Source organism: Streptomyces sp. NBC_00096 (assembly GCF_045041305.1).
GTDB lineage: Bacteria > Actinomycetota > Actinomycetes > Streptomycetales > Streptomycetaceae > Streptomyces.
In genome coordinates, this window is the sequence record NZ_CP108221.1 from 6,198,805 (window position 1) to 6,220,053 (window position 21,249).

Here is a 21,249-nt window from a genome sequence, read left to right on the forward strand (position 1 = left end):
GGGGGTGAGAAGGGGATGAGAATCTGGCGGTTCGCGGCCGAGTATGGGCGTGTCCATGACGAGATCGGGACATCCCTGCGCACATAAGACCGGCGTTATGGTGCCGTCGCGTGACGCTGCGTAAGCTGCCCGGATGCAGCTGGAGTTGAGACATCTGCAAGCCGTCTGCCAGATAGCGGAAACCGGCAGCCTGGGGGGCGCGGCGCGGAGACTCGGGGTCTCCCAGCCGGCGCTCTCCGCGCAGCTGCGCAGGATCGAGCGGGTGACCGGCGGCGAACTCTTCGTCCGGGGCCGCCTGGGGGTCGAACCCACCCCGCTGGGCCAGTTCGTCCTCGCCAAGGCGCGCCGGGTGCTCAGCGAGATGGACGCCCTCGGCGCCGAGACCCGGGCCCGGACGGCCGGCGCGCCGCTGCGCCTGGGCTGCATCCTCCTGGTGCTGATCGACGGCCTGATCGCACGCCGGGACCTGGCCCTGTCGGGCCGCGACATCACCGTGGACCTGGAGGACTCGGTGACCGCCCTCGTGCGGATGCTCGGCGCGAGCCGCTACGACGTCATCGTGTACGGAGAGGTGAACGACCACGAGGTCCCGCTGCCCGGGGGAGTTACGGCCCGCACGCTGGTCCCCAAGGAGCCGTTCTGCATCCGGATGTCCGCCCGCCATCCGCTGGCCCGGCTGGAGGCCCTCGACCTCGCAGACCTCGCCGATGAACAGTGGATGACGCTGGTGGAGGACGACGACGGGGGCCCCGAGGCGCTGATCGAGGCCTGCGCCAAGGCAGGGTTCGCCCCCTCGCTGCGCTACCGGATCACCGACCGCATCATGCAGTACGACCTGATCTCCGCGGGCCGCGCGGTCTCCCTCAGCCAGCCCACCGCGCCGGCCGTGGCGGGCACCGTGATGCGTCCCCTGATCGGCGCCCCCATCACCGGACGCATCAGGCTCGCCTGGAACCGCTCGACGGTCTCGGCCCGCCAGGCGGAGCTCTTCTACCGCTCGGCCGCCTACGCGTACCTGGCCAATGTGGACAACAACCCCTTCCACCGGTCCTGGTGGGATGAGCATCCGGAGGCCCATCCCTCCCTGGACTGATCCTCCTTCGCCCTCCCGCCGCCCCTGACGTCATTTCACACTCCGTACATTGAACGGGTATTCGGCTCCCTTTACGCTCTCCGCATGGCAGTGGCCGCCACACCATTTCCCCTTCGGACAGCAGGAGGAAATACCGATGAGCAAGAGAGCCCGTACGCAGGTCAGCCGGAGAGGTTTCCTCGCCGGCACGGCGGCGGCAGCGGCGGCAGCCGCCGTGCCGGCGATCGGCCCGGCGTCGGCGGCGGCCTCCGCGGGGGCCGCCGGCCGCCCGAACATCCTGCTGATCGTCACTGACGACCAGCCCAAACAGACCGACTGGGCCATCCAGAAGACCATCGACTGGATCGCCGGCCAGGGCGTGGAATTCACCCACGGCCACGTCACGACCCCGCTGTGCGCGCCCTCGCGCTCCTCGGTGTTCTCCGGCCGCTACGCCCACAACCACGGGGTCCGCAACAATGCCTCCGCGGCGGCCCTGGACCAGAACACCACCGTCCAGCGCTATCTGAAACAGGCCGGATACCGCACCGGTCTCTTCGGCAAATACCTCAATTCCTGGAACATTGCCGACGCGCCGCCGCATTTCGAGGAATTCGCGCTGCTCCAGCCCGGATACGTCGACGCCAAGTGGAACGTCAACGGGGCGGTCCGGACGATCGACGGCTACACCACGGGCATCATCAAGAACCGGACGCTGAGCTTCCTGGACCGGGCGGCCACCGACACCCGGCCCTGGTTCGCCTACGTCACCCCCTACGCCTCGCACGGGCCCCGTACGCCCGAGCCCAAGTACGCGGGCACCGCCGTCCCCGAGTGGAACGGCCGCCCCTCCGTCACGGAGGCCGACCGCAGCGACAAGCCGCCCTACATCCAGGACGCCACCGGCACCCTCGCCGACGGCGAGCGCATCCGCGCCGAGCAGCTGCGCACGCTCCTGTCGGTCGACGACGCGGTCCAGGCGTTCAAGGACAAGCTGGCGGCCCTCGGCCAGCTGGACAACACCCTCGTCATCTACATCGGCGACAACGGCTTCGGCTGGGCCGATCACGGCTGGACCGCCAAGTCGGTCCCCTACGGCCCCGCCCACGAGGTGCCGTTCTACCTCTCCTGGCCCGCCGGAGGCCTCGGGGCCGGCACGGTGGACAACCGCATCGTCGCCAACATCGACATCGCGCCCACCATCCTCGACGCCGCCGGGATCACCCCGGACACCCCGCAGGACGGCAGGTCGCTGCTGGGCTCGTACAGCCGCGACCACCTGCTCGTCGAATGGTGGAAGAAGGGCACCGGCACCGACCACCGCACCTGGTCCTCCTACGTGTCCAAGGACAAGCAGTACGTGGAGTACTACCAGCTGCACACCGACGCCAACGGCACCGTGTCCGGCACCGGGGAGGTCAAGTTCCGCGAGTACTACGACCTCGCCGTCGACCCGTACCAGCTGGTCAACAAGCTGTACCAGGCGACCCCGGCGCAGGAGCGGAACCTGGGCATCCCCGCCCTGGCCGCGCAGCTCGCCGCCGACCGGGTCGGCTAGCCGCCAGGCCTCCGGCCGGGCGCGCCGTACGCGCCCGGCCGGACCGCACCGCACTGCCCCGCCCGCGCACCGCCCCGCCCCCGCACCGATCCTCCAACGGAGCCACCATGTCCTCCTGCTGCACCCCGGGCCACGACTCCCCGGCCGGCGCCGTCACCCTGCTCGCCGCACCCGCGGTCCCCGCGCCCCGCGCGGTACGCGGTCTGCTCGATCTGCCCGGGGGGCGTTTCCTCATGGGCACGCAGGACGCGGACGGCTTCCCGGCGGACGGGGAGGGCCCGGTCCGGGAGGTGGCGGTGGCTCCCTTCCGGATCGCGCCGACGGCGGTGACCAACGCCCGGTACGCCACCTTCGTGAAGGCCACCGGACACGTCACGGAGGCCGAGGAGTTCGGATTCTCCTTCGTCTTCGCCGGCCTGCTGGACCAGGAGCTCGCGGCCACCGCCCCGGCCGTGGAGGGCGTCCCGTGGTGGCGGGCGGTGTCCGGAGCGAGCTGGAAGCGGCCCGAGGGGCCGGAATCGTCCATCGCCTCCCGGCAGAACCACCCCGTCGTCCACATCTCGTGGAACGACGCCCAGGCGTACTGCTCCTGGTCCGGAACCAGGCTGCCCTCCGAGGCCGAGTGGGAGTACGCGGCCCGCGGCGGGCTGGAGCAGCGCCGCTATCCCTGGGGCGACGAACTCGCCCCCGGCGGCCGCACCATGCTGAACATCTGGCAGGGCGACTTCCCCACCGGCCACACCGGCCCCCACCTCGGCACCGTCCCCGTGAAGTCCTACCGCGCCAACGGACACGGCCTGTACAACACGGTCGGCAACGTATGGGAATGGTGCGCCGACCCCTTCGCCCCGGGCCACGACTCCCGCACGATGCGCGGCGGTTCCTTCCTCTGCCACGACTCGTACTGCAACCGCTACCGGGTCGCGGCCCGCAGTTCCAACACCCCCGACAGTTCCACGTCCAACATCGGCTTCCGGGTCGCGGCCTGAGCGATGGTCAGTCGGTGCGGACGAGCCCGGCCACGTGATCGGTGACCATGTCGAGGATCCCGGCCGCGGCCGCTTCGTCGCCGAGGACCAGGAAGTTCAGCGTCACCCCGTCCGTCATGGCGGCCAGGTAGCGGGCGAGCACGCTCACCGGCACGCTGAGCTCGAAGGGGGTGATCCGGCGCAGCTCCTCGATCAGCTCGGCGTACGTATCGCAGTACGACGCGTACTGCTTGCGCGCCAGATGCCCGAACTCGGGCTGGCGCAAGGCGTACTGGGTGAGCTCGTAGGTGAGCATGTGCGCGCCGGGGCTGGCCGCCACGTGGTCCCAGTACGCCTGGAAACCGGCCCGGATGGTCTCCCGCAGCGTGGCCCTGGGCTGGATCGCGGCCTTCACTATCGTGATGTAGTGGGCGGTGATGGTCTCGATGACCGACTCCAGCAGCGCCTGCTTGGAGTCGAAGCAGTAGTGGAAGACGCTGAGTGACACGCCCGCCTCGGCGGCGATCGACCGGGTCGTGGTCCTGGACACCCCGTCACGGGTCATCGCGCGGATCGCCGCCTCCGTCAGCTGCTTGCGCCTGTCGGTCAACGGCATCCGTGCCATGTACGGGTCCCCCTTCGCTCCGGTGCGCCCCGAGCGGGGTGCCCGCGGGCGCGAACGCCCACGGACACCCCGTTCGACGTCGTCAGCTGCTGTATACGCCGACTTCGTACAGGGAGTAACCCCACTGCGTACCGCGTCCCGCTCCGTGGACGCGGACGTACCGGGCCGGGACCCCCGCGAACTGCGCCGTGTCCAGGCCGCCGTCGCCGCCGGCCGTGGACCAGGCCGTCCGCCAGTTCGCCCCGTCCGAGGAGACCTCGATGCGGTACGACCTCCCGTACGCCCGCTCCCAGTCGAGGGTGACCCGCTTGACCAGGTGCTCGGACCCGAGGTCGACCTGCACCCACTGGTCGTCGTTCCAGTCGCTCGCCCAGCGGCTGCCCCGGTCGCCGTCCACGGCCTTGCCGGGCGCGTAGCTGACGAACGGGTTCCACTCGGCCGAGCTCGCGGAGGCGGCCGCGCCGGCCGCGAGGTTCACCCCGGCCTTGTGCTGCTCGGACGCGCCCCAGGTGCGCAGGTAGGACTCGGCGCCCTGGAAGAGGTCGTCGACCACGCCCTGTCCGCCGACGAGCCGGATGTCCTCGATCCAGTCGGGCACCATGCCGTAGTGGGCGCCGCCGTCGGTGTTGAAGTTCCAGGTGCGCTGGCCGGTGACCTGCTTGTCGATGACCGAGCCGCCGTCGGTGCTGCGGAACGGGTACGTGACCGGGGTGGGCGCGTCGGCGCCGCGCGGGCCGGGCCAGCCGCCGACGCCGTTCATGTCGGTGCCGTAGCCGTAGCCGACGTGGTACTTCTCGCGCAGCGCGTCCGTACGCTTGGCCTCCGCGCTGAACGCCTCGGAGCCGCTCATGTACTGGGCGGCGAAACCGCCGAGCTTGTAGAGCCGCTCGGTCCAGTTGAGGTCCATCCAGCTGTGCGAGGAGATCACGCCCGGGTACGACTCGGACTCCAGGATGTCGAAGGCCTGGCCCGCGGCCTTGACGCTCATGTGGTCGACTTCGAGCATCATCTTGCGCTTCATCATGCCGCGCACCGCGTAGTCGCCGAGGTCGGTGAGACCGCGGGTGTTGCACTGGGCGCCCGAGGCGTACGAAGGCACCGCCACCCCGGCGGGCAGCTCCTTCTGAGCGCTGGGCGCGGCCGCCAGCCCGATGGGGTTGTCGTGCTGCGGGCCCTTGCACTGCTCCGTCTGCCAGAAGGTGCCGGTCGACAGGAACTGCCCGACGTTGATGGCCGTTCCGAGGGCGCCCTCGTCGAAGCGCACCCCGCACAGGGCGTTGTCGAACTTGTGGCACAGGAACATGCTGCGCACGCCGAGCCCGTACAGCTCGTCCAGGCCCTTGTCGATGTCCGCCTTGCTGCACTGCGCGATGTCCAGGATCTGCTTGCAGCCGAAGGGCTCGGAGGTCTCGACACCGAGGACCACGGCGAGCTTGCCCTGCTTGACGACCTCACGGGCCTGCGCGGAGTCGGTGACGATGCGGAACCAGCCCTTGCCCGGGCCGCCGTACATCTTGTCGACGAAGGCCTGCATGTCGTAACTCTTCTGCGCCTCCAGGCGGATGGCGGTCATCTCGTCGCAGCTGCGGTCCTTGAAGAAGTAGACCGAGCAGATCACCCCGTTGGTGACGAGGTCGTTGACGAGGACACGCTGGCCACCGCGCCAGGCCCGTTCGATCCAGGCGTAGTAGTTCTGCTGGTGGGTCAGCGAGTCGTGGGCGGGCCAGTCCTTGAAGGTGGGCCAGCCGTCGGGGTCGTGCTTGCCGTCACCGCCCTTGGTGACGAAGTCGAAGATGGCGAGGCTGCCGTCGGGGTAGTGCTCCGGACAGTCCTTGAGCGCGTCGGCGACCCCGAGGTCGGAGAACGGCTTGCCGCAGATCAGCCGGCCGCCGAAGCCCTCGTTGGACATGATGTGGTCGTGGGCGTCCACGAAGCCGCGTACGTTGCCCTGGGCGTCGGTGCCCTTGAAGGGCTCTCCGGTCACGTTGATCCCGGAGTCGGGTGCCGGGCGGGCGACCGGGTTCCACCAGCCGTTGTCGGCGGCCGCTCCCGGGACGGGGCCCAGCACCGTGGCCAGCAGGCCGAAGAGGAGGGACAGCACCGCGATCGGTTTGCGCCGGCGGCGCCGGTCGGGGCTCGGTTGCCGGTGTGGTTGTCGGGTCATGGCCACTACTCACGTCCTCGGTCGGCGGAGGGCGCGGTCGAGGACACGGTCCACCGGAGGCACGGGGGCCCTGGCACCTGTTTGTCATGTCCCGCGCAAGCATTGCGTCGAGAATCGCTACTGCCGGGTACAGAGTCAATAGTCCGGGTCAGATGACCTGATGGATCGTCACCTTACGCGTTCCCGCGCTCACTTTCGGCGTGATGGACAAAACCGGTGATCCGGTCGGCGAACACGGGCCACAGAGCGCGCGGCAGGCTGTGGCCCATGCCCTCGATGACCAGCAGCTCCGCCCCCGGGACGGCCGCGGCCGTCGCACGTCCCCCGCTGACGTCGCACATCGGGTCGTCGGCGCCGTGGATCACCAGTGTGGGCAGGTCCAGGGCCCGGAGCAGCTCCGTCCGGTCCCCGGAGGCCAGGGCGGCCACGGCCTGGCGCAGGACGCCCGGCGGATCGTAGGAACGGTCGTGGGCGCGTCCGGCGCGCGCGGCCACCTCGGCTTCGTCGAACGGGAACCCGGGGGACCCGGCCGCCCGGGAGACGCGGACCATCCGGTCGATCACCTCCTGGCGGGTCACCGCCGGCGGGCCGGCGAACGCGCCGAGCATCTCGGGGCGGGCCTGCCCCACGGAGGTGTCGCCCGTCGTGGACATCACCGTCGTCAGCGAGCGGACCCGGTCCGGGTGCTCGATCGCGGCGGTCTGCGCGATCGCACCGCCCAGGGAAGCGCCGACCAGGTGCGCTCCGTCCCACCCGAGCGCGTCGGCCAGCCCGAGGGTGTCGGCGGCCATGTCCGAGAGCGTGTAGGACGCGGACGAGGCGTCGCCGGCGAGCGCGGCCGCCATGTCCGGGACCGGCCCGTGGGGGAAGTGCGAGGAGAGCCCGGTGTCACGGTTGTCGAACCGGACCACCTGGACGCCCCGGGCCACGAGTTCGGCGCAGAAACCCTCGTGCCAGCCGTGCATCTGCGCCGCGAGGCCCATCACGAGCAGCACCGGCGGCGCCCCCGGGTCGCCGAAGCGCTCGTACGCCACCTCGATGCCCGAGGGGCCGACCCGCAGGGCCTTCTGTTCGCTCATCACGGCACCTTCTCCCTGTGCTCCAGCTCGCCTCGGCGTGCTCCCCGCCGGGCGTAGCGCCCCGGAGTGGTGCCCACTATGCGCTGGAAGTGGCGGGTGAAGCGGGATTGGCCGTAGAAGCCCGCCGCGAGCGCGGTCCAGGCGGCCGGGCGGCCGACCGTGCCGGCAATCCCCGCGCGGGCCCGCTACGAATCCCCTGTGAGGACCCGGAAGACCGGGGGAAGGTGATGGCCGTGACGGACGAAGCGTTCGAAAGCCTCCTCGCCGAAGCGAGGGCGGAGGCGCGGCGCGTCTGCTTTCCGCCGCCCGAACCGAACGGGGAGCCGGAGCTCGCCCTGCTGACGCAGCACGCCGAATTCGGGGAGTCGGCGCACTGAATGGCCCGGGGGCCCCGACGGGTCGAGAATGGGGCGCATGGGACGTCCGAGGCGTGCCCGGTGCCCAAGGGGCGCGGTCATGGGGATGGGCGCCGCCGCGCTCGTGCTCGGCGGCCTGCTGACCGGGCCGGTGCCGGTGTCCGCGGCTGCCCCCGCCGGGGCGGACGGCGGACGCCAAGTGGCCCCCGCCGGGGCGGACGGCGGACGCCAAGTGGCCCCCGCCGGGGCGGACGGCGGACGCCAGGTGGCCCTCGCCGACGGGCGCGAGATCTACCTGGACTGCCGGGGGCGCGGCAGCCCGACCGTCGTCCTCGAATCGGGCATCCACGACTCCTCCGACACCTGGACGCAGACCCGGGCGGAGCCCCCGGCGTCGGCCGAGCCGGCCGTGCTGCCCGGACTCGCCCGCACCACCCGGGTCTGCGCCTACGACCGGCCCGGCACGATCCGCTACACCGCCGAGCCGTCCCTGACCACGCGCAGCAGCCCGGCGCCCATGCCGCGCACCCTTCCCGGGCTCGTGGCCGATCTGGACGAGCTGCTCACCACCGCCGGGGAGAAGGGCCCGTACCTGCTGGTCGGGCACTCCTTCGGCGGCATGATCACCCGGCTCTACGCGCAGACCCACCCCGACAAGACGGCCGGGCTCGTCTTCGTCGACGCGTTCGCACCCCCGATCCGGAAGGACACGGGGGCGCACTGGCCGGCGTACGCACGGCTCGTGAACCGGCCCGGGGTGGCGCTGGAGGACCGGCCCGGGTTCGAGACGATCGACATCGACGGAGCGATCGACGCCGTGGAGGGGGCGCCCCGCCTTCCGGCGGTCCCGATGGCCGTGATGAGCAAGACGGTTCCGTTCGCCACCGTTCCCGGTACCCCGCCCGCCCTGATGGCGGCGGTCGAAGCCGCCTGGCCGCGCGTACAGGACTCGCTGGTCGCGCTGGCCCCGCGCACCCCGCACGTCCTGGCCACCGGCAGTGACCACTACATCCAGCTCCGCGAGCCCGACCTGACGATCGCCACGATCGGGCTGCTCGCGGACCGCATCCGCAGCGCCCGGCCCGCACACGGGGCGGGTCCGGGCGCCGCCCCCCTGGCCGGGTTCTGAGCCGGACGGCCCCGGCCGGCTGTGCGCCGACCGGGGCCGTCCTCGTGGCGGGGCGCCCTCGCGCTCCGGTGCTGCTACCAGAGCACGGGCAGGCGCTCGGGGAGGCGCTTCATGAAGCGGGTGCGCCAGACGAGCTGGTCGACCGGGACCGCGAGCTGGAGTCCGGGCATCTTCTCCAGGAGCACCTCGATGGCGATCTCGGTGTGCCTCTTGCCGAGGGCGGTGGCGGGGCAGTAGTGCTGTCCGCCGCCGAAGGAGAGGTGCGCGGCGGCGTTGTGCCGGTCGATGTCGACGCGGTGCGGGTCGGGGAAGACCGCCGGGTCGGTGTTGGCGGCCTCGACCAGGACGAGCAGCAGTTCGCCCTTCTTCACCTCCACGTCGCCCAGGGTGACGTCCTCGAGGGCGAGCCGGGGCAGGCCGTCGCCGATGGACAGGTTGATCCGCAGGAGTTCGTCCACGGCGCCCGGGATCCTCTCCGGCGCCCCGCGCAACTGCTCCCAGACCTCCGGGTGCTGGATGAGCGAGACGAGCGCCATCGTGAGGAAGCCCATGGTGGAGATGACCCCGGCACCGAACAGGGTCACGCCGACCGTGGCGAGCATCTCGTCGGTCAGGTGGCCGTACTGGGGGTCCTCGCGCAGGGCGGCGAGTTCGGCGACGAGGCCGGTGGTCGCGGGATCGTCGAGCCGCTCGACCATGTAGGCGATGTCCCGGTCCCAGTTGAGCTTGGCGCCGGTGATGGGGCAGGCCGAGTTCATGAACGCGATGTCGAGGCTGGCGGCCAGGCGCGGGGCGTCGGCCTGGGGAATGCCGAGGATGCGGCAGTGCAGGTCCTCGGCGTACGGGTTGGTGAACTGGCCCCGCAGGTCGACCGGCGCGCCGTGGACCAGGAGCCGGTCGACGAGCTCGGAGGCGCGCGAACGCATCCAGTCGGTGAGGCCGTCGGTCTTCGGGTTGATCGCCTTGAGGACGGCCTTGCGCAGCCCGGCCCCGGTGATGTTGCCCATGTTGTTGACGACTTCGGGCGGGATGGTCAGCGCGTACTGGCGGGGCGCGCCGGGCGCCGAGGTGTCCTTCAGGCTGAATCGGGGGTCTTCGAGGACCTGCTTGCACAGCGCATACGAGGAGACGAGCCAGGCTTCGTCCCCGGCTATCGTGCGCACCCGCTTGACCGGCTCGTCGCGGAGCTCCTCGACCTGCTGGGGGAGCTGGTCGCCGCGTGCGGAGAACGGGAAGTCGAGGAGGGTCTCAGCGGGCATCGTGTTCTCCTTCGGCGGGGGTGATGACGGCGTGTCCCTGGTTGCGCGAGGCGCGCAGGCCGGAGCCGCGGGAATAGAGCAGTTCCGCCATCGGGAGGAGCTGGTGGTAGCAGTTGAGGGAGGACGGCACGCCGAGGATGGCGGGCGTGTCGAGGAAGAGTGGCGCTTCCGCACAGACGTACCTGAGGCAGACCTCGCGCTGCCGGGTGGTGGCGGCCTTGCCGTCCAGCACCTTGGAGGAGAGGAACGAGTCGACCAGGGAGTTGCACGTGGTGCGGAACTCCGGGTCGTTGTCGATCAGGCTGTTCAAGTGGCTGTGCAGGGTGCGGTACGCGGGGATGTCGGTGAGGGCCGACATCGGGCGGGAGCGTAACCGGGTGCCGGTGGGATCGGCTTCGGCGGCCGCGTTGTTGACCTTGGCGCGGACGCCACGCAGGTTCTTGACCGCCTTGCGCCGCGCTTCGTCCGGGTCGTAGCCGAGGGCCTCGTACATGTCGGCCACGTGCAGGTCGGTGTAAATGAGGTCGACCTGCTCGAAGTTGCGCATGCCCCAGTGGGCGAGATCGATGACCCGCTGGGCGGAGAAGTAGCTGTTTCCGGGTGAGATGCCTATGACGGCGTGGTCGCCCTCGGCGGTGATCACCTGGCAGTGTGATGTGTACGGACGGACTGTGAAGACTTCGGTCGCTGTCGTCAACAGGTGTCGGGTCCTTCGTGCCGCTAGTCCCATGGGGCCCTGTGCCCAAGGTGTGGCGGCGACGTGGAGGAAGCTACCTGAACGGTGGGCGCCGTTCCATGGCTTCCGGCAGGTAACTCACCTGTTGGACATCATGGTTGGCTTGATCGTTGCCATGGTCGGGCCGGGCGCCGCCGGACCCGCCCGGCGGCGCCCCGGTCAGCCTTCCATCAGGGCCTGCCCGATGTACCGGCCGGGGGCGGCGCCGCCGGGAGCCACGAAGAGGGCGGAGGCCTCGTGGACGGTGTAGCGGGCGAGGGCGTCGCCGCGGGCGAGGCGGTGCTGGACGGGGACGAATCCGGTGCGGGGATCGGCCTGCCAGGCGAGGAACAGCATTCCGGCGTCCGGGGTGCCGTCGGGGCGCGGCCCGTCGTGGTACGACCAGCCGCGGCGGAGCATGGTCGCACCGCCGGTGGTGGCGGGTGCCGCGAGCCGGATGTGGGCGTTGGCGGCGATGACGGGGACCCCGTCGGGCCGGGACGCGGCGAGGTCGGCGGGGGTGTGTTCGGCTCCGCCGCTGAGCGGGGCGCCGTCCGAGGTGCGGCGGCCGATGGTCTGGTCGCGGTGGGCCCGGGGCAGGGTGTCCCAGTGGTCGAGCAGCATGCGGATGCGGCGGACGACGAGGTAGGAGCCGCCGGACAGCCAGGCGGGGGCCGCCGGGTCCGATACGACGATCCGCGCGAGCCCGGCGGGGTCGGCCGGGTCGGGATTGGCGGTTCCGTCGAGGTGGCCCATGAGGTTGCGGTGCGTGCCTCCGGCCGGTGCGCCCTCGGGCGAGCTGGTGAAACCGGCCATCGTCCAGCGGAGTTCGGCTTCGCCCTGGGCGAGCCGCTGGAGCGTGCGCAGGGCGTGGACCGTGGAAGGGGATGCTCCTCGACCGGGCCGGCCGTGCGGGGTCCTCACGTACGGGGTCCGTACGTGAGGCGTCCGTACGGGTGGTGGCCAGGACCCCGGCCCCGATCCCGATCCCGGCCCCGGCGCCGAGGAGGGCCCGCCGCCCCAGGCGGCGGCGTCCGGCCGGATCGGAGTCAGTGTCGTTCACCGTCGACCACCGGATCGACGACACCGACCCACAGCTGGTTCAGCTCGGAGACGTAGCGGCCGCCCTTGGTGTCCTGCGGCACGACCAGACGCGGCCCCGACGCGTCCTCGAAGGGGACGCCGTCCTCGGAAACCGCCAGGAGCACCTGGGACTTGGCGAAGCCCGGGTCGAGCTCGGCCCAGGCGAACACGGCGCGGTAGTCGCCGCCACCCGTGGCGGCGACGACGCCCCGCAGCTGTCCGTTCTTCTTCGACTCGTCGAAGCGGGGCTGCGCGTTCTTGAGCACCTCGTGCAGGAGGGCGCCCTGGTACGTGCGGACTGCCCGCACCCGGCCAGCAGCAGACCCGTGACGACGGAGGCGGCGATGACGGCCGGGATGCGCGGATGGCGGCTGTACGGCATGGACGTACCCTCCTGACGCGCCACCGGCCCGCCTCGCAGGTGCGAGGTTGGGAATGACCGTGGGGGGGGCAAATGCCGTGCGTAAGAGACATCTGAGCTGGCAAATGCCCATGTATGCGGTCCGTTGTGTGGGCGGGATCCGGACATCGCCCCGGTCGCCCGGCCTGCAGGCCCGCCCGGCCCCGCCCGCCCGGCATGACGGAGCCCCTGCTCGTCGAACACCGCGATCGGCGAGCAGGGGCTTCCTTCACCGCGACCCTGTGGCGGCGAGAGCCGCAAGCAGCCCCAGGGGCGGGTGTCCGCAGCCAGTGAACCAACTGCCGGCCGTGGGGCACGACTGGTTTCGGACACGGAAGTCGGCCATGTTGGCCGGTCTGGACACAGTGAATCATCCAAGAGGTGAATATGCCAGCGTGTGCTGTATTTGCCAGGTGAAACCGCCATGGTGCACCGCATGTGCCGATTTTCAGAGAGTCGCGCGCACGATGACGAGCGACCCCTCGTAGGTCTCCTGCGTGCGCAGGTGCCCGAAGCGTTCGTCCCAGGCTCCGGACTCCAGGTCGTGGCGCAGGGTCCGGTCGAAGCGTTCACGGGTCTCGTCGCCGACGAAGCTCCAGGCGGAGCAGGCCTGCCGGGCGGCCGGATCCAGGAGCAGCTCGGGCCGGCCGTAGTAGGCCTCGTTGAACCCGTCGGTGCAGTCCAGCGGGATCGGAACGGTCTGGATGGTGCCGCTGCCGCCGAGGGCCGCGGCCATGTCCTCGATGGGCGGGTAGCGGCGCGCTTCGGTGTCGAGCACCTCGGGTGCGTACTCGTGGAGCCAGAAGTCGCGCACGAGCTTCGGATCGCACGTCAGGACGACGACCGGGCCGCGGGTGACGCGCCGCATCTCGCGCAGGCCGGCCGCGACGTCGCTCCACTGGTGGACGCTGAACAGGGTCATCGCCCCGTCGAACTCGCCGTCGGCGAAGGGCAGGTCCTCCGCGACGGCGTCGACCGCCCGGGCGAGCCGGGCCGGGCGCTGGGCGCGCATGGACTCGGAGGGTTCGACGGCGGTCACGGCGCGGGCGGCGCTCTCGTAGGACCCGGATCCCGCGCCGACGTTGAGGACGTTCTGCGCGTCGCCCAGGGCCTCCGCGATGAACCGGGCCACGCGGGCATCGGGCCGCCGGTAGGAGGAGTACCCGGAGCCGATGGCGCCGTAGTCGACGTCTCCGGCGCTGCCGTCCTGGGTGCGTGTGTTCATGGTCCTTACCTCGCCTCGTGAGCAGGAACAGGGGGGATGCCGTACGCCCGCGCGGCCGGCGCCCGCGCGGGGTGGTCGCGGAGGCGCCGCTACGACCAGAGCCGGAGCCGTTCCCAGCCGTCACGGACGCGCTCGTAGCGCAGGCGGGTGTGCACGCGGCTCTCGGCGGCCTGCCAGAACTCCACCTCCGCGGGGGCGAGGGTGTACAGCGTCCACGCGGAGTCCACGAGCGAGGGCTCCTTCGCGATGAGGGCCAGGGACTTCTCCAGGGCCTGGTCGCGCTCATCGGTGTCCATCAGGTACTGGCTCTGGCGGGCCACGAGCGACTCCGCGCGCGCCGTGGCGGAGCGGCCGAGGAAGTCCGCGGCGTTGTCCGCGCCGGACCCGGAGGTGACCGTGCCGCGGATCCGGACCTGGCGGCCGTGCTCCGGCCAGTAGAAGGTCAGGGCGGCCCGTGGGTGGCAGGCGAGCTGAACGCCCTTGGGGCTGAAGGCGTGGCCCGCGAACTGCCACCCCGAGGCGCCCACGCCCTTGAGGATCAGCACCCGCGCATCGGGATCCCCGGCCGCATCGACCGTCGACAGGGTCATCGCGTGCGGATCGCGCACGCCGTCGGCCACCGCCTCGACGAGCCAGGAGAGGAAGAGCCGCAACGGGTCGGCGGGCGCCGCTGCCGGATCGAACTCCGGCAGCGGTCCCGCGAACACCTCGAGGCCGCGCAGCCACTGCCGCGTGCTGTCAACCTGCTCCGGACCCACTGTCATCCCCGGCTCCTCCGGACTCCCGCAACCGTGCGCACACTCCTACACCACCAATGTTGCATCCGCGAGGCTCGCTCCGTAAATCACCTTGCAAAATCCCGTGGAAATGACCAGTCAAGCCACAGATGCGGTTTTGTGCGATGTGCCGGTGTCCGGGCGGGGGGCCGGACACCTCACCCGTCGGCGGGGGAGGGGAAGACGGGGTCCGGGATCGACCGGCGCAGCACCGGCGCGACCTGCGACTGGAACAGTTCGAGGGAAGCCCGGTGCTCGGCGTCGGTGAGCCCGCCGGGCTCGGCCTGGAGGTGCAGGACCGTGTGGCCGAACTCCTCGTGGTAGCGGTGCACCTTCTCGATCACCTGCTGGGGGCTGCCGATCAGGGCCGAACTCCGCTCGACGAAGTCCTCCAGGGTCGGGAAGACCGGCTCCAGTCCCTGCGCCTCGTGCAGGGCGAGGTAGCGCCCGAACGCCGGCCGGTACGCGGCCACCGCCCGCTGCGAGGTGGGCGCCGTGTGGAAGCCCGCCGTGCCCGCGCCCACGACCGCGTGCGCCGGATCGTGCCCGTAGTGCACCCAGCGCTCGCGGTAGTGCCGGATCAGCTCGGCGTACGGCCCGATCGGGTGGGTCACGTTGGCCGAGAAGAGCGGGTCGCCGTAGCGCGCCGCGAGATCGACGGACTCCCGGCTCGTGGCGCTGCCGTGCCAGACCCGCAGGTCGCGCTGGTACGGCCGGGGCAGTACCTCGGCGCCGGCCAGCGCGGGCCGGAAGCGCGGCCGCGCCGTCACCTTCTCCTCCCGCCAGATCCGCCGGAAGAGCTCGTATCCCTCGGAGTTGCGCTCCCACTGGTCCTCGGGGCTCACGTCGAACAGCTCGCGCTGGGCCGTGCCGTTCCCCTTGCCGATCATCAGCTCCAGCCGGCCGTCGCTGAGGTGGTCGAGCGTCGCGTAGTCCTCGTACGCCCGCACCGGGTCGAGCAGGCTCAGGGTGGTCACCGCCGTGTACAGCCGGATGCGATGGGTCAGGGCGGCGATGTGGCCGAGCACCACGGGCGGCGAGGACGACAGGAACGGCCGCTCGTGGCGCTCGCCCACGCCGAAGCCGTCGAAGCCGAGCTCCTCCGCCAGCAGCGCGGCCGAGACGACCTGCCGGAACCGTTCGCGCGTGGGGGTCGGGGCCCCCGTCGCCGGGTCCGCGGTGTCCGTGATCAGGGTGATGGCCAGGAACTTCACGACCGGACCCCCTCGATCTCAATGCCGGCCGGCACCCGCAGGGCCATGAAGGAGGGCCTGCGGCGCACGGTGAAGCCGATCGACTCGTAGAGCCGGACCGCACCCGTATTGCTCGCGGCGGTGTGCAGGAACGGCACCTCCCCCCGCTCCCGGATGCCCGCGGCGACGGCCCGCACCAGGAGCGTCGCCAGGCCCCTGCCGCGGTGGTCGGGATGGGTGCACACCGCGCTGATCTCCGTCCAGCCGGGCGGGCGCAGCCGCTCCCCGGCCATCGCCACCAGCCGGCCCCGGTGACGGATCCCGAGGTAGGTGCCCAGTTCGATGGTGCGCGGCAGGAACGGCCCCGGCCTCGTCAGGGCGATCAGATCCAGGATCTCGGGCACGTCGGCCGGTCCAAGGCGCACCGCCCCGGGAGCGGGTTCGGCGCGCAGGGAGGTGTCGACCAGCTGGACCCCCTCGATCGAGCCGGCGGTCTCCCAGCCGTCGGGCGGGGTCAGCACCCCGGCGAGGGAGACGACCCCGCCCGCGCCGGTCAGCGAGCCGAGCGCCTCCCAGGAGCGCGGATCGTCCGGATCGGCGATCGCGGAGAACGGTGCGACGTCAGCCGCGTAGCGGGCGGCGTACGGGGCGGCCGGGCCGCCGGCCCGCTCGGCGAAGGCCGCGTGCGCGCCGGACAGCGAGGCCCAGGCCGGATTGTCGAGGACGTGCGGGGTCACCGGGGTGGGGGTGACGGTACTCATGGAGGCGGAACCATCCTTCCGTGGGGCGGCCCGGGCCGGGGACGGCCCGCGGAGTCAGGAGTTGGTCGTGGGCAGCCCGGGCGGGTTGACCTCAGAGGTGGTCACGGCCTCGTTGGACAGGTTCCACGTGGTGAGGAGCTGCGCGTACTGGCCGTTCTTGACCAGGTGGTTGATGGCCTCGGCCACCGGCTCGGCCAGCCCGCTGTCCTTCTTCGCGGTCGCGGCGATCAGCCCCTGGAGGGTCTCACCGGCACCCGAGAACGAACCGGCGTTGCGGGTAGGGGAGTTGCCGCTCGCGGTCTGGGTGATGTGGTACGAGATCGAGGGGTTCGGGCCGAAGCTGAGGTCGATCTTCTTGCCGCTCAGCGCCAGGTAGACGCTGTTGGCGTCCGGGAAGTACTTGACCTCGAAGTCCTTGCCCTCGGACTGGAGCTTCTTCTGCCACTCCAGGAGGATCTTCTCCTGGTTGGTGCCCTTGCTGACCGACACCGTCTTGCCCGCGAGGTTGTGGTAGTCGCCGCCGAAGTTCCAGGCGCTCTCCTTCAGCACCTCGAAGGCCAGGTTGTCCTGCCGGTAGGAGGCGAAGTCGTACTTCTTCTTGCGCTCCTCGGTGACGGTGACGTTGGAGAAGGCCACGTCGACCTTGCCGCTGTCGATGCCGACGAAGAGGTTCTCCCAAGTGGAGTTCTTCACCACGGGCTTGAGCCCCAGGGTCGCGGCGACGAGACGGCCGAGGTCGGGCTCCGCGCCCGTGAGGGTCTTCTGGTCGGTGCCGACGTAGGCGAGGGGCGGGAACCCGGCGGGCAGGGCGCCGACCCCGATGACCAGCTCGCCGCGATCGCGTACGGCCTTGGGGAGTTGTGCGCGCAGGGACTCGACGACCGGGACGGACAACTCGGCCTGCTGGGCGGCCCCGTTGGAGACGGCGCCGACGGTCACCTTGTCCGAGGCGGTGCCCGAGGCCTTCGCGTCCCCGCCGCAGGCGGTGAGCCCGCCGGCGAGGGCGACGGCGGCGGTCGCCGCGCCGAGGCCGCGGACGAGTCTGTTGCGCAGGGTGGACTGGCGTTGCATGGCGTTCCTTTTCGGGTGTTCGGGTGTTCGGGAACTCGGGTGAAGGGGGAGACGGGGGAGAAGGGGGGAAGGGGGGAACGTGGGAAACGCGGGGGCACGGGGAGGGCGAGGCGACCCGGTGGGTCAGAGCACCTTGCTGAGGAACTCCCGGGTCCGCGGGTGCGCCGGGTGGTCCAGCACCTGGCCGGGCGGCCCCTGTTCGACGATGCGCCCCTCGTGGAGGAAGACGACCTCGTCGGCCACCTCGCGGGCGAAGCCGATCTCGTGGGTCACGATCACGAGGGTGGTGCCCCCGGTGGCCAGGTCCTTGATGACGGACAGCACCTCGCCGACCAGTTCGGGGTCGAGCGCGGAGGTCGGTTCGTCGAAGAGGATGACCCCCGGCCGCAGGGCCAGCGCCCGGGCGATCGCCACCCGCTGCTGCTGCCCGCCGGACAGCTGGCGCGGGTAGGCGCCGGTACGGTCACCGAGCCCGACGCGCTGCAGCAGCTCGCGCGCCAGAGCCTGCGCCTGCGGCCGGGGCAGCCTGCCGGTGGCGACCGGGGCGGCGGCGACGTTGTCCAGCACCGTCAGGTGCGGGAAGAGGTTGAAGTTCTGGAAGACGAAGCCGATCCGGCCGCGCTGGGCGAGGATCGCCCGTTCCCCCAGTTCCTTGAGCCGGCCCCCGTGCCGCTGGACGCCGATCAGCTCGCCGCCCACGCTGACGTGGCCGGACTCGGGCTTCTCCAGGTGGTTGAGCACCCGCAGCAGGGTGGACTTGCCGGAGCCCGAGCGGCCCAGGATCACGGTGACCGTACCCGGGGCGACGGTCAGGCTCACTCCGTCCAGGACCGCCCGGCCGCCGTACCACTTGTGCACGCCGTGCACCTCGATGGCGGCGGGCGGTGCGGCCGCGGTACGGACGGCGCCGGTCGTCCCGGCTGTCCCGGTCATCGGCCTGTCTCCTTCCGGAAGCGGATCCGCAGCTCGCGCAGGCCCGCCCGGGCCCGCTGGAGGGGAGTCGGCGGTACCGTGCGCAGCGCCCCGCGGGCGTAGTACCGCTCGACGTAGAACTGCACGACGGAGACCAGGCTGGTCAGGACCACGTACCAGACGGTCGCGACCAGCAGCAGTGGCACCACGTCACCGGGATAGGTGCTGCCCAGGCTCTGCGCCGAGCCGAACAGGTCGAGCAGCGATACGTAGAAGACCAGTGAGGTGGCCTTGAGCAGGCCGATCAGCTGGTTGACGTACGAGGGGACGATCGAGCGCAGTGCCTGGGGAAAGACGATCCGGGCGAACTGGTAGCGCCGGGGCAGGCCCAGGGCCGCGGCCGCCTCGTGCTGACCCTGGTCCACCGAGAGCACGCCGGCCCGGACGATCTCGGCGGCGTACGCCGCCTCGCTCAGGCTCAGGCCGACCACCGCGACCACGATGTCCGTGGCGAGCCGCGATTCGTCGAAGGTGAAGAAGGCCGGCCCGAACGGCACCCCGATGCTGAGGGTGGGGTAGAGGGCGCTGAAGTTGTAGAGGAAGAGCAGGACGACGATCAGCGGCACGGAGCGGAAGAGCCAGATGTACGTCCAGCTCGCCGACCGCAGTACCGCGTTGCCCGAGAGCCGGCCGAGGGCGAGCAGGACACCGCCGACCAGGCCGAGGACCGCGCTGTACGCGGCCACCTGGAGGGTGATGAGCAGCCCGTCCAGGATGACCGGGCGGACGAACCAGTAGGCGAAGCGGTCCCATTGGTAGAAGGGGTTGGTGATCAGCCCGTGGGCGGCCTGCGAGGCCAGCACCAGTACGACGATGCCGGCGACCCACCGCCCGGGCCGGCGGAGCGGGAGGACCCGCTCGGCCGGCCCGGGCGGCCCGGAGGGGCCGACGGGCGCGGGGAGGAGCAGCGATTCGGTCAAGGACACTCCAGCGGCTTCGAATAGGCGCGGAATCGAAAGCAGCCGTCATGCCGGACAGGAGAGGCCGCCGATATCTGTTGTCTGCGGCGTAAGCTAGGCAGCCCCGAGAAAGGGTGTCAACGGCCTGGATATCGGGATGCGCGGAATCGTGTTCCGATTTCATCCGCCGTACATATAACGCCTCTTGGCGAAATGAAACGGAGGTGCCGGCGAGACCCGGAAGAGACGGTCGCGGCGCTAGTGGCCGCCGGGCGCGGTCGCCGTGCGCAGCCGGGACCGCAGGCCGGCCAGCCGGGTGCGCAGCAGCCCCAGCGGCGTGGGCGGCAGACCCCGCGAGGTGCCGCGCGCGTAGTACCGCTCGACGTGGTACTGGCCCGCGCCCAGCACGGTGGTGACGGCGATGTACCAGAGGGTGGCCACCATCAGCAGCGGGATGACCTGGTAGTTCTGGTTGTAGACCAGCTGCACCGAGTACAGCAGGTCGTGCACGGCCAGCACGCTGACGATGCTGGTGCCCTTGAGGGTGCCGATCAGCATGTTCCCCGCGGTCGGCACGATCGAGCGCATCGCCTGGGGGACCACGATCCGGCGCAGGGTGCGGCGCCTGCTCAGGCCGAGCGCCTGCGCGGCCTCCGTCTGTCCGGGGTCCACGGAGAGGATGCCGCCGCGCACCACCTCGGCGGCGTAGGCGCTCTCGTGCAGGGTCAGGCCGATGACGGCGGTGAGGGTCGGCCCGAGCAGGTTCACGGTCTTGACGGTGAAGAGTTCCGGGCCGTAGGGGATGCCGAGGCCGAGCGTCGGGTACAGGGCGCCGATGTTGAACCAGAACAGCAGCTGCACCAGCAGCGGCGTGGACCGGAAGATCCACACGTAGCCCCAGCTCAGCGTCCGCAGAACCGGGTTGTCCGACAGCCGCATCACCGCCAGCACGGTGCCGAGCAGGAAGCCGAGCACCATCACCACGGCGGTCAGCCACAGGGTCAGCAGCAGCCCGTCGAGTACGGCGGCGGTGGTGAAGTACTGGCCCACCACGCCCCATTGGAAGGCGTCGTTGCGCACGACCGAACCCAGCACCATCGCGAAGAGCAGCAGGGCGACGGCGGCCGCCAGCTGACGGCCGGGGCGCCGTCGCGGCACGATCGGCGGCAGCCCGGCGTCGGTATCGGTGCCGGTATCGGCGCCGCCGGGCGTCCCCGGATGCTTCGCGGCGGGGCCGGACCGCACGGCGGCAACGGGGACGGTGACGGGGGTGGGGGCCGGGACGGGGACGGGGGCGGACACGTCGGAAGGGGTGGCCATGGGGAGGCGCTCCGGGGAGGGAAGGGATCGCGGGCGGGGGCGACGGCCCGGCGGGCGCGGTGACCGCGGTGCCGCCGGACATCGGTACTCGTGCGGTCACCCGCGTCGTCACGCCTTCCGCGTCCCTCAACGCGGCCGGAGAGGCTCCCGCGCAAGGCGGAGCCGGTCCCCGACGATCGTATGCGGCTACGGCACGGCCGTGTCAACCGTGCGCCGTCCGGCGGGCCGTGGCGCGTCCGGCATCCGGGCCGTTGCTTGACGAAGAGCGTCACGTACTGCTCAAGTAGTCGCATGAATGCCCATCAGCGCCTGGTTTCGCGCGACTACATCGACTTCGGTCGGGTGTGGTCCGCGACCTGTTGCGCCTGACGCGGCAGCGGGCTGTCTGACCGGCCCTTCCCTCCCTCGGTGACCCCGTCGCGGGCCGAGCTCTCCCTCCGCACCACCGTTCCGCGCAGGCCGTCGCCCGCGCGGGGCCACGTTGCCGCGAGCCCGGACGTGCGCTGCCGCCACCCCCGCCCTTCCGACGTCCCGCGTCGTCACGCCCGCACCACCCGAAGCGCCTGCGCCAGACCCTGAGCATTTCCCCGCCGAATTCACATCGACCGCTGTGCGAGCGGTGGT

20 protein-coding genes are annotated in these 21,249 nt (G+C 71.4%); 5 read left to right on the forward strand and 15 right to left on the reverse strand.

What is annotated here, in order from left to right:
• Positions 1–133: 133 nt before the first annotated feature.
• From OG904_RS27535 to OG904_RS27545, 3 genes are all read left to right on the forward strand, one after another.
• Positions 134–1,093, forward strand: coding sequence for a LysR family transcriptional regulator (locus OG904_RS27535; protein WP_405495433.1), 960 nt, complete (start codon positions 134–136; stop codon positions 1,091–1,093).
• Positions 1,094–1,229: 136 nt separating this feature from the next.
• On the forward strand, positions 1,230–2,630 hold the full coding sequence (locus OG904_RS27540) for a sulfatase (RefSeq protein WP_405495435.1): 1,401 nt from the start codon (positions 1,230–1,232) through the stop codon (positions 2,628–2,630).
• 107 nt (positions 2,631–2,737) lie between these two features.
• Entirely contained in the window at positions 2,738–3,619 is an 882-nt protein-coding gene (locus OG904_RS27545; RefSeq protein ID WP_405495437.1) for a formylglycine-generating enzyme family protein, read from the forward strand.
• A gap of 7 nt (positions 3,620–3,626) precedes the next feature.
• On the opposite strand, the gene OG904_RS27550 is transcribed toward OG904_RS27545, so the two are convergent.
• From OG904_RS27550 to OG904_RS27560, 3 genes are all read right to left on the reverse strand, one after another.
• Positions 3,627–4,223, reverse strand: a complete 597-nt coding sequence (locus OG904_RS27550; protein ID WP_405495439.1) for a TetR/AcrR family transcriptional regulator — start codon at positions 4,221–4,223, stop codon at positions 3,627–3,629.
• A gap of 82 nt (positions 4,224–4,305) precedes the next feature.
• Positions 4,306–6,387, reverse strand: a complete 2,082-nt coding sequence (locus tag OG904_RS27555; RefSeq protein WP_405495441.1) for a discoidin domain-containing protein — start codon at positions 6,385–6,387, stop codon at positions 4,306–4,308.
• A 173-nt stretch (positions 6,388–6,560) separates the two neighbouring features.
• A complete protein-coding gene (locus OG904_RS27560) occupies positions 6,561–7,466 on the reverse strand; it encodes an alpha/beta fold hydrolase (protein WP_405495443.1) in 906 nt (301 codons plus the stop codon).
• Between the two features lie 233 nt (positions 7,467–7,699).
• On the opposite strand from OG904_RS27560, the gene OG904_RS27565 reads away from it, so the two are divergent.
• Complete coding sequence (locus tag OG904_RS27565; protein WP_405495445.1) at positions 7,700–7,843, forward strand: hypothetical protein; 144 nt, start codon at positions 7,700–7,702, stop codon at positions 7,841–7,843.
• A 79-nt stretch (positions 7,844–7,922) separates the two neighbouring features.
• Entirely contained in the window at positions 7,923–8,951 is a 1,029-nt protein-coding gene (locus OG904_RS27570) for an alpha/beta fold hydrolase (protein ID WP_405495447.1), read from the forward strand.
• Between the two features lie 74 nt (positions 8,952–9,025).
• Here the strand turns inward: OG904_RS27570 and OG904_RS27575 are convergent, their stop codons facing one another.
• The 12 genes from OG904_RS27575 to OG904_RS27630 all read right to left on the reverse strand — a co-directional run bounded on the left by OG904_RS27575 (position 9,026) and on the right by OG904_RS27630 (position 20,625).
• Entirely contained in the window at positions 9,026–10,210 is a 1,185-nt protein-coding gene (locus OG904_RS27575) for a cytochrome P450 (protein WP_405495449.1), read from the reverse strand.
• The gene (locus OG904_RS27580; RefSeq protein WP_405495451.1) at positions 10,200–10,907 is read right to left on the reverse strand and encodes a tRNA-dependent cyclodipeptide synthase; all 708 of its coding nucleotides are present in this window, start codon (positions 10,905–10,907) and stop codon (positions 10,200–10,202) included. The genes OG904_RS27575 and OG904_RS27580 overlap by 11 nt, the downstream gene beginning before the upstream one ends.
• 198 nt (positions 10,908–11,105) lie before the next feature.
• The gene (locus OG904_RS27585; RefSeq protein WP_405495453.1) at positions 11,106–11,849 is read right to left on the reverse strand and encodes a Dyp-type peroxidase; all 744 of its coding nucleotides are present in this window, start codon (positions 11,847–11,849) and stop codon (positions 11,106–11,108) included.
• Between the two features lie 125 nt (positions 11,850–11,974).
• Positions 11,975–12,316: a hypothetical protein gene (locus tag OG904_RS27590; protein ID WP_405495455.1), complete on the reverse strand. Its 342-nt coding sequence runs from the start codon at positions 12,314–12,316 to the stop codon at positions 11,975–11,977.
• 540 nt (positions 12,317–12,856) lie between these two features.
• Entirely contained in the window at positions 12,857–13,633 is a 777-nt protein-coding gene (locus OG904_RS27595) for a class I SAM-dependent methyltransferase (RefSeq protein WP_405495457.1), read from the reverse strand.
• A gap of 89 nt (positions 13,634–13,722) precedes the next feature.
• A complete protein-coding gene (locus OG904_RS27600) occupies positions 13,723–14,397 on the reverse strand; it encodes a pyridoxal 5'-phosphate synthase (RefSeq protein WP_405495459.1) in 675 nt (224 codons plus the stop codon).
• A gap of 170 nt (positions 14,398–14,567) precedes the next feature.
• Entirely contained in the window at positions 14,568–15,623 is a 1,056-nt protein-coding gene (locus tag OG904_RS27605; RefSeq protein ID WP_405495461.1) for an LLM class flavin-dependent oxidoreductase, read from the reverse strand.
• Positions 15,620–16,363 (reverse strand): GNAT family N-acetyltransferase, encoded by a 744-nt coding sequence (locus OG904_RS27610; protein WP_405495463.1) that lies wholly within the window; start codon positions 16,361–16,363, stop codon positions 15,620–15,622. The genes OG904_RS27605 and OG904_RS27610 overlap by 4 nt, the downstream gene beginning before the upstream one ends.
• A 54-nt stretch (positions 16,364–16,417) precedes the next feature.
• Positions 16,418–17,434, reverse strand: a complete 1,017-nt coding sequence (locus tag OG904_RS27615; protein WP_405495465.1) for an ABC transporter substrate-binding protein — start codon at positions 17,432–17,434, stop codon at positions 16,418–16,420.
• A 123-nt stretch (positions 17,435–17,557) separates the two neighbouring features.
• Positions 17,558–18,367: an amino acid ABC transporter ATP-binding protein gene (locus OG904_RS27620; RefSeq protein ID WP_405495467.1), complete on the reverse strand. Its 810-nt coding sequence runs from the start codon at positions 18,365–18,367 to the stop codon at positions 17,558–17,560.
• On the reverse strand, positions 18,364–19,326 hold the full coding sequence (locus tag OG904_RS27625) for an amino acid ABC transporter permease (protein ID WP_405495469.1): 963 nt from the start codon (positions 19,324–19,326) through the stop codon (positions 18,364–18,366). Before OG904_RS27625 ends, OG904_RS27620 begins: the two co-directional genes overlap by 4 nt.
• Before the next feature lie 237 nt (positions 19,327–19,563).
• The gene (locus tag OG904_RS27630; RefSeq protein WP_405495471.1) at positions 19,564–20,625 is read right to left on the reverse strand and encodes an amino acid ABC transporter permease; all 1,062 of its coding nucleotides are present in this window, start codon (positions 20,623–20,625) and stop codon (positions 19,564–19,566) included.
• Positions 20,626–21,249 lie beyond the last annotated feature (624 nt).

What these genes read in the sequence shown, in the direction of transcription:
- OG904_RS27630 (WP_405495471.1), bottom strand. Translation starts at nt 20,625, where the DNA reads ATGGCCACCCCTTCCGACGTGTCCGCCCCCGTCCCCGTCCCGGCCCCC.
- OG904_RS27615 (WP_405495465.1), bottom strand. Translation starts at nt 17,434, where the DNA reads ATGCAACGCCAGTCCACCCTGCGCAACAGACTCGTCCGCGGCCTCGGC.
- OG904_RS27600 (WP_405495459.1), bottom strand. Translation starts at nt 14,397, where the DNA reads ATGACAGTGGGTCCGGAGCAGGTTGACAGCACGCGGCAGTGGCTGCGC.
- OG904_RS27560 (WP_405495443.1), bottom strand. Translation starts at nt 7,466, where the DNA reads ATGAGCGAACAGAAGGCCCTGCGGGTCGGCCCCTCGGGCATCGAGGTG.
- OG904_RS27570 (WP_405495447.1), top strand. Translation starts at nt 7,923, where the DNA reads ATGGGGATGGGCGCCGCCGCGCTCGTGCTCGGCGGCCTGCTGACCGGG.
- OG904_RS27545 (WP_405495437.1), top strand. Translation starts at nt 2,738, where the DNA reads ATGTCCTCCTGCTGCACCCCGGGCCACGACTCCCCGGCCGGCGCCGTC.
- OG904_RS27595 (WP_405495457.1), bottom strand. Translation starts at nt 13,633, where the DNA reads ATGAACACACGCACCCAGGACGGCAGCGCCGGAGACGTCGACTACGGC.
- OG904_RS27575 (WP_405495449.1), bottom strand. Translation starts at nt 10,210, where the DNA reads ATGCCCGCTGAGACCCTCCTCGACTTCCCGTTCTCCGCACGCGGCGAC.
- OG904_RS27555 (WP_405495441.1), bottom strand. Translation starts at nt 6,387, where the DNA reads ATGACCCGACAACCACACCGGCAACCGAGCCCCGACCGGCGCCGCCGG.
- OG904_RS27535 (WP_405495433.1), top strand. Translation starts at nt 134, where the DNA reads ATGCAGCTGGAGTTGAGACATCTGCAAGCCGTCTGCCAGATAGCGGAA.
- OG904_RS27550 (WP_405495439.1), bottom strand. Translation starts at nt 4,223, where the DNA reads ATGGCACGGATGCCGTTGACCGACAGGCGCAAGCAGCTGACGGAGGCG.
- OG904_RS27620 (WP_405495467.1), bottom strand. Translation starts at nt 18,367, where the DNA reads ATGACCGGGACAGCCGGGACGACCGGCGCCGTCCGTACCGCGGCCGCA.
- OG904_RS27540 (WP_405495435.1), top strand. Translation starts at nt 1,230, where the DNA reads ATGAGCAAGAGAGCCCGTACGCAGGTCAGCCGGAGAGGTTTCCTCGCC.
- OG904_RS27610 (WP_405495463.1), bottom strand. Translation starts at nt 16,363, where the DNA reads ATGAGTACCGTCACCCCCACCCCGGTGACCCCGCACGTCCTCGACAAT.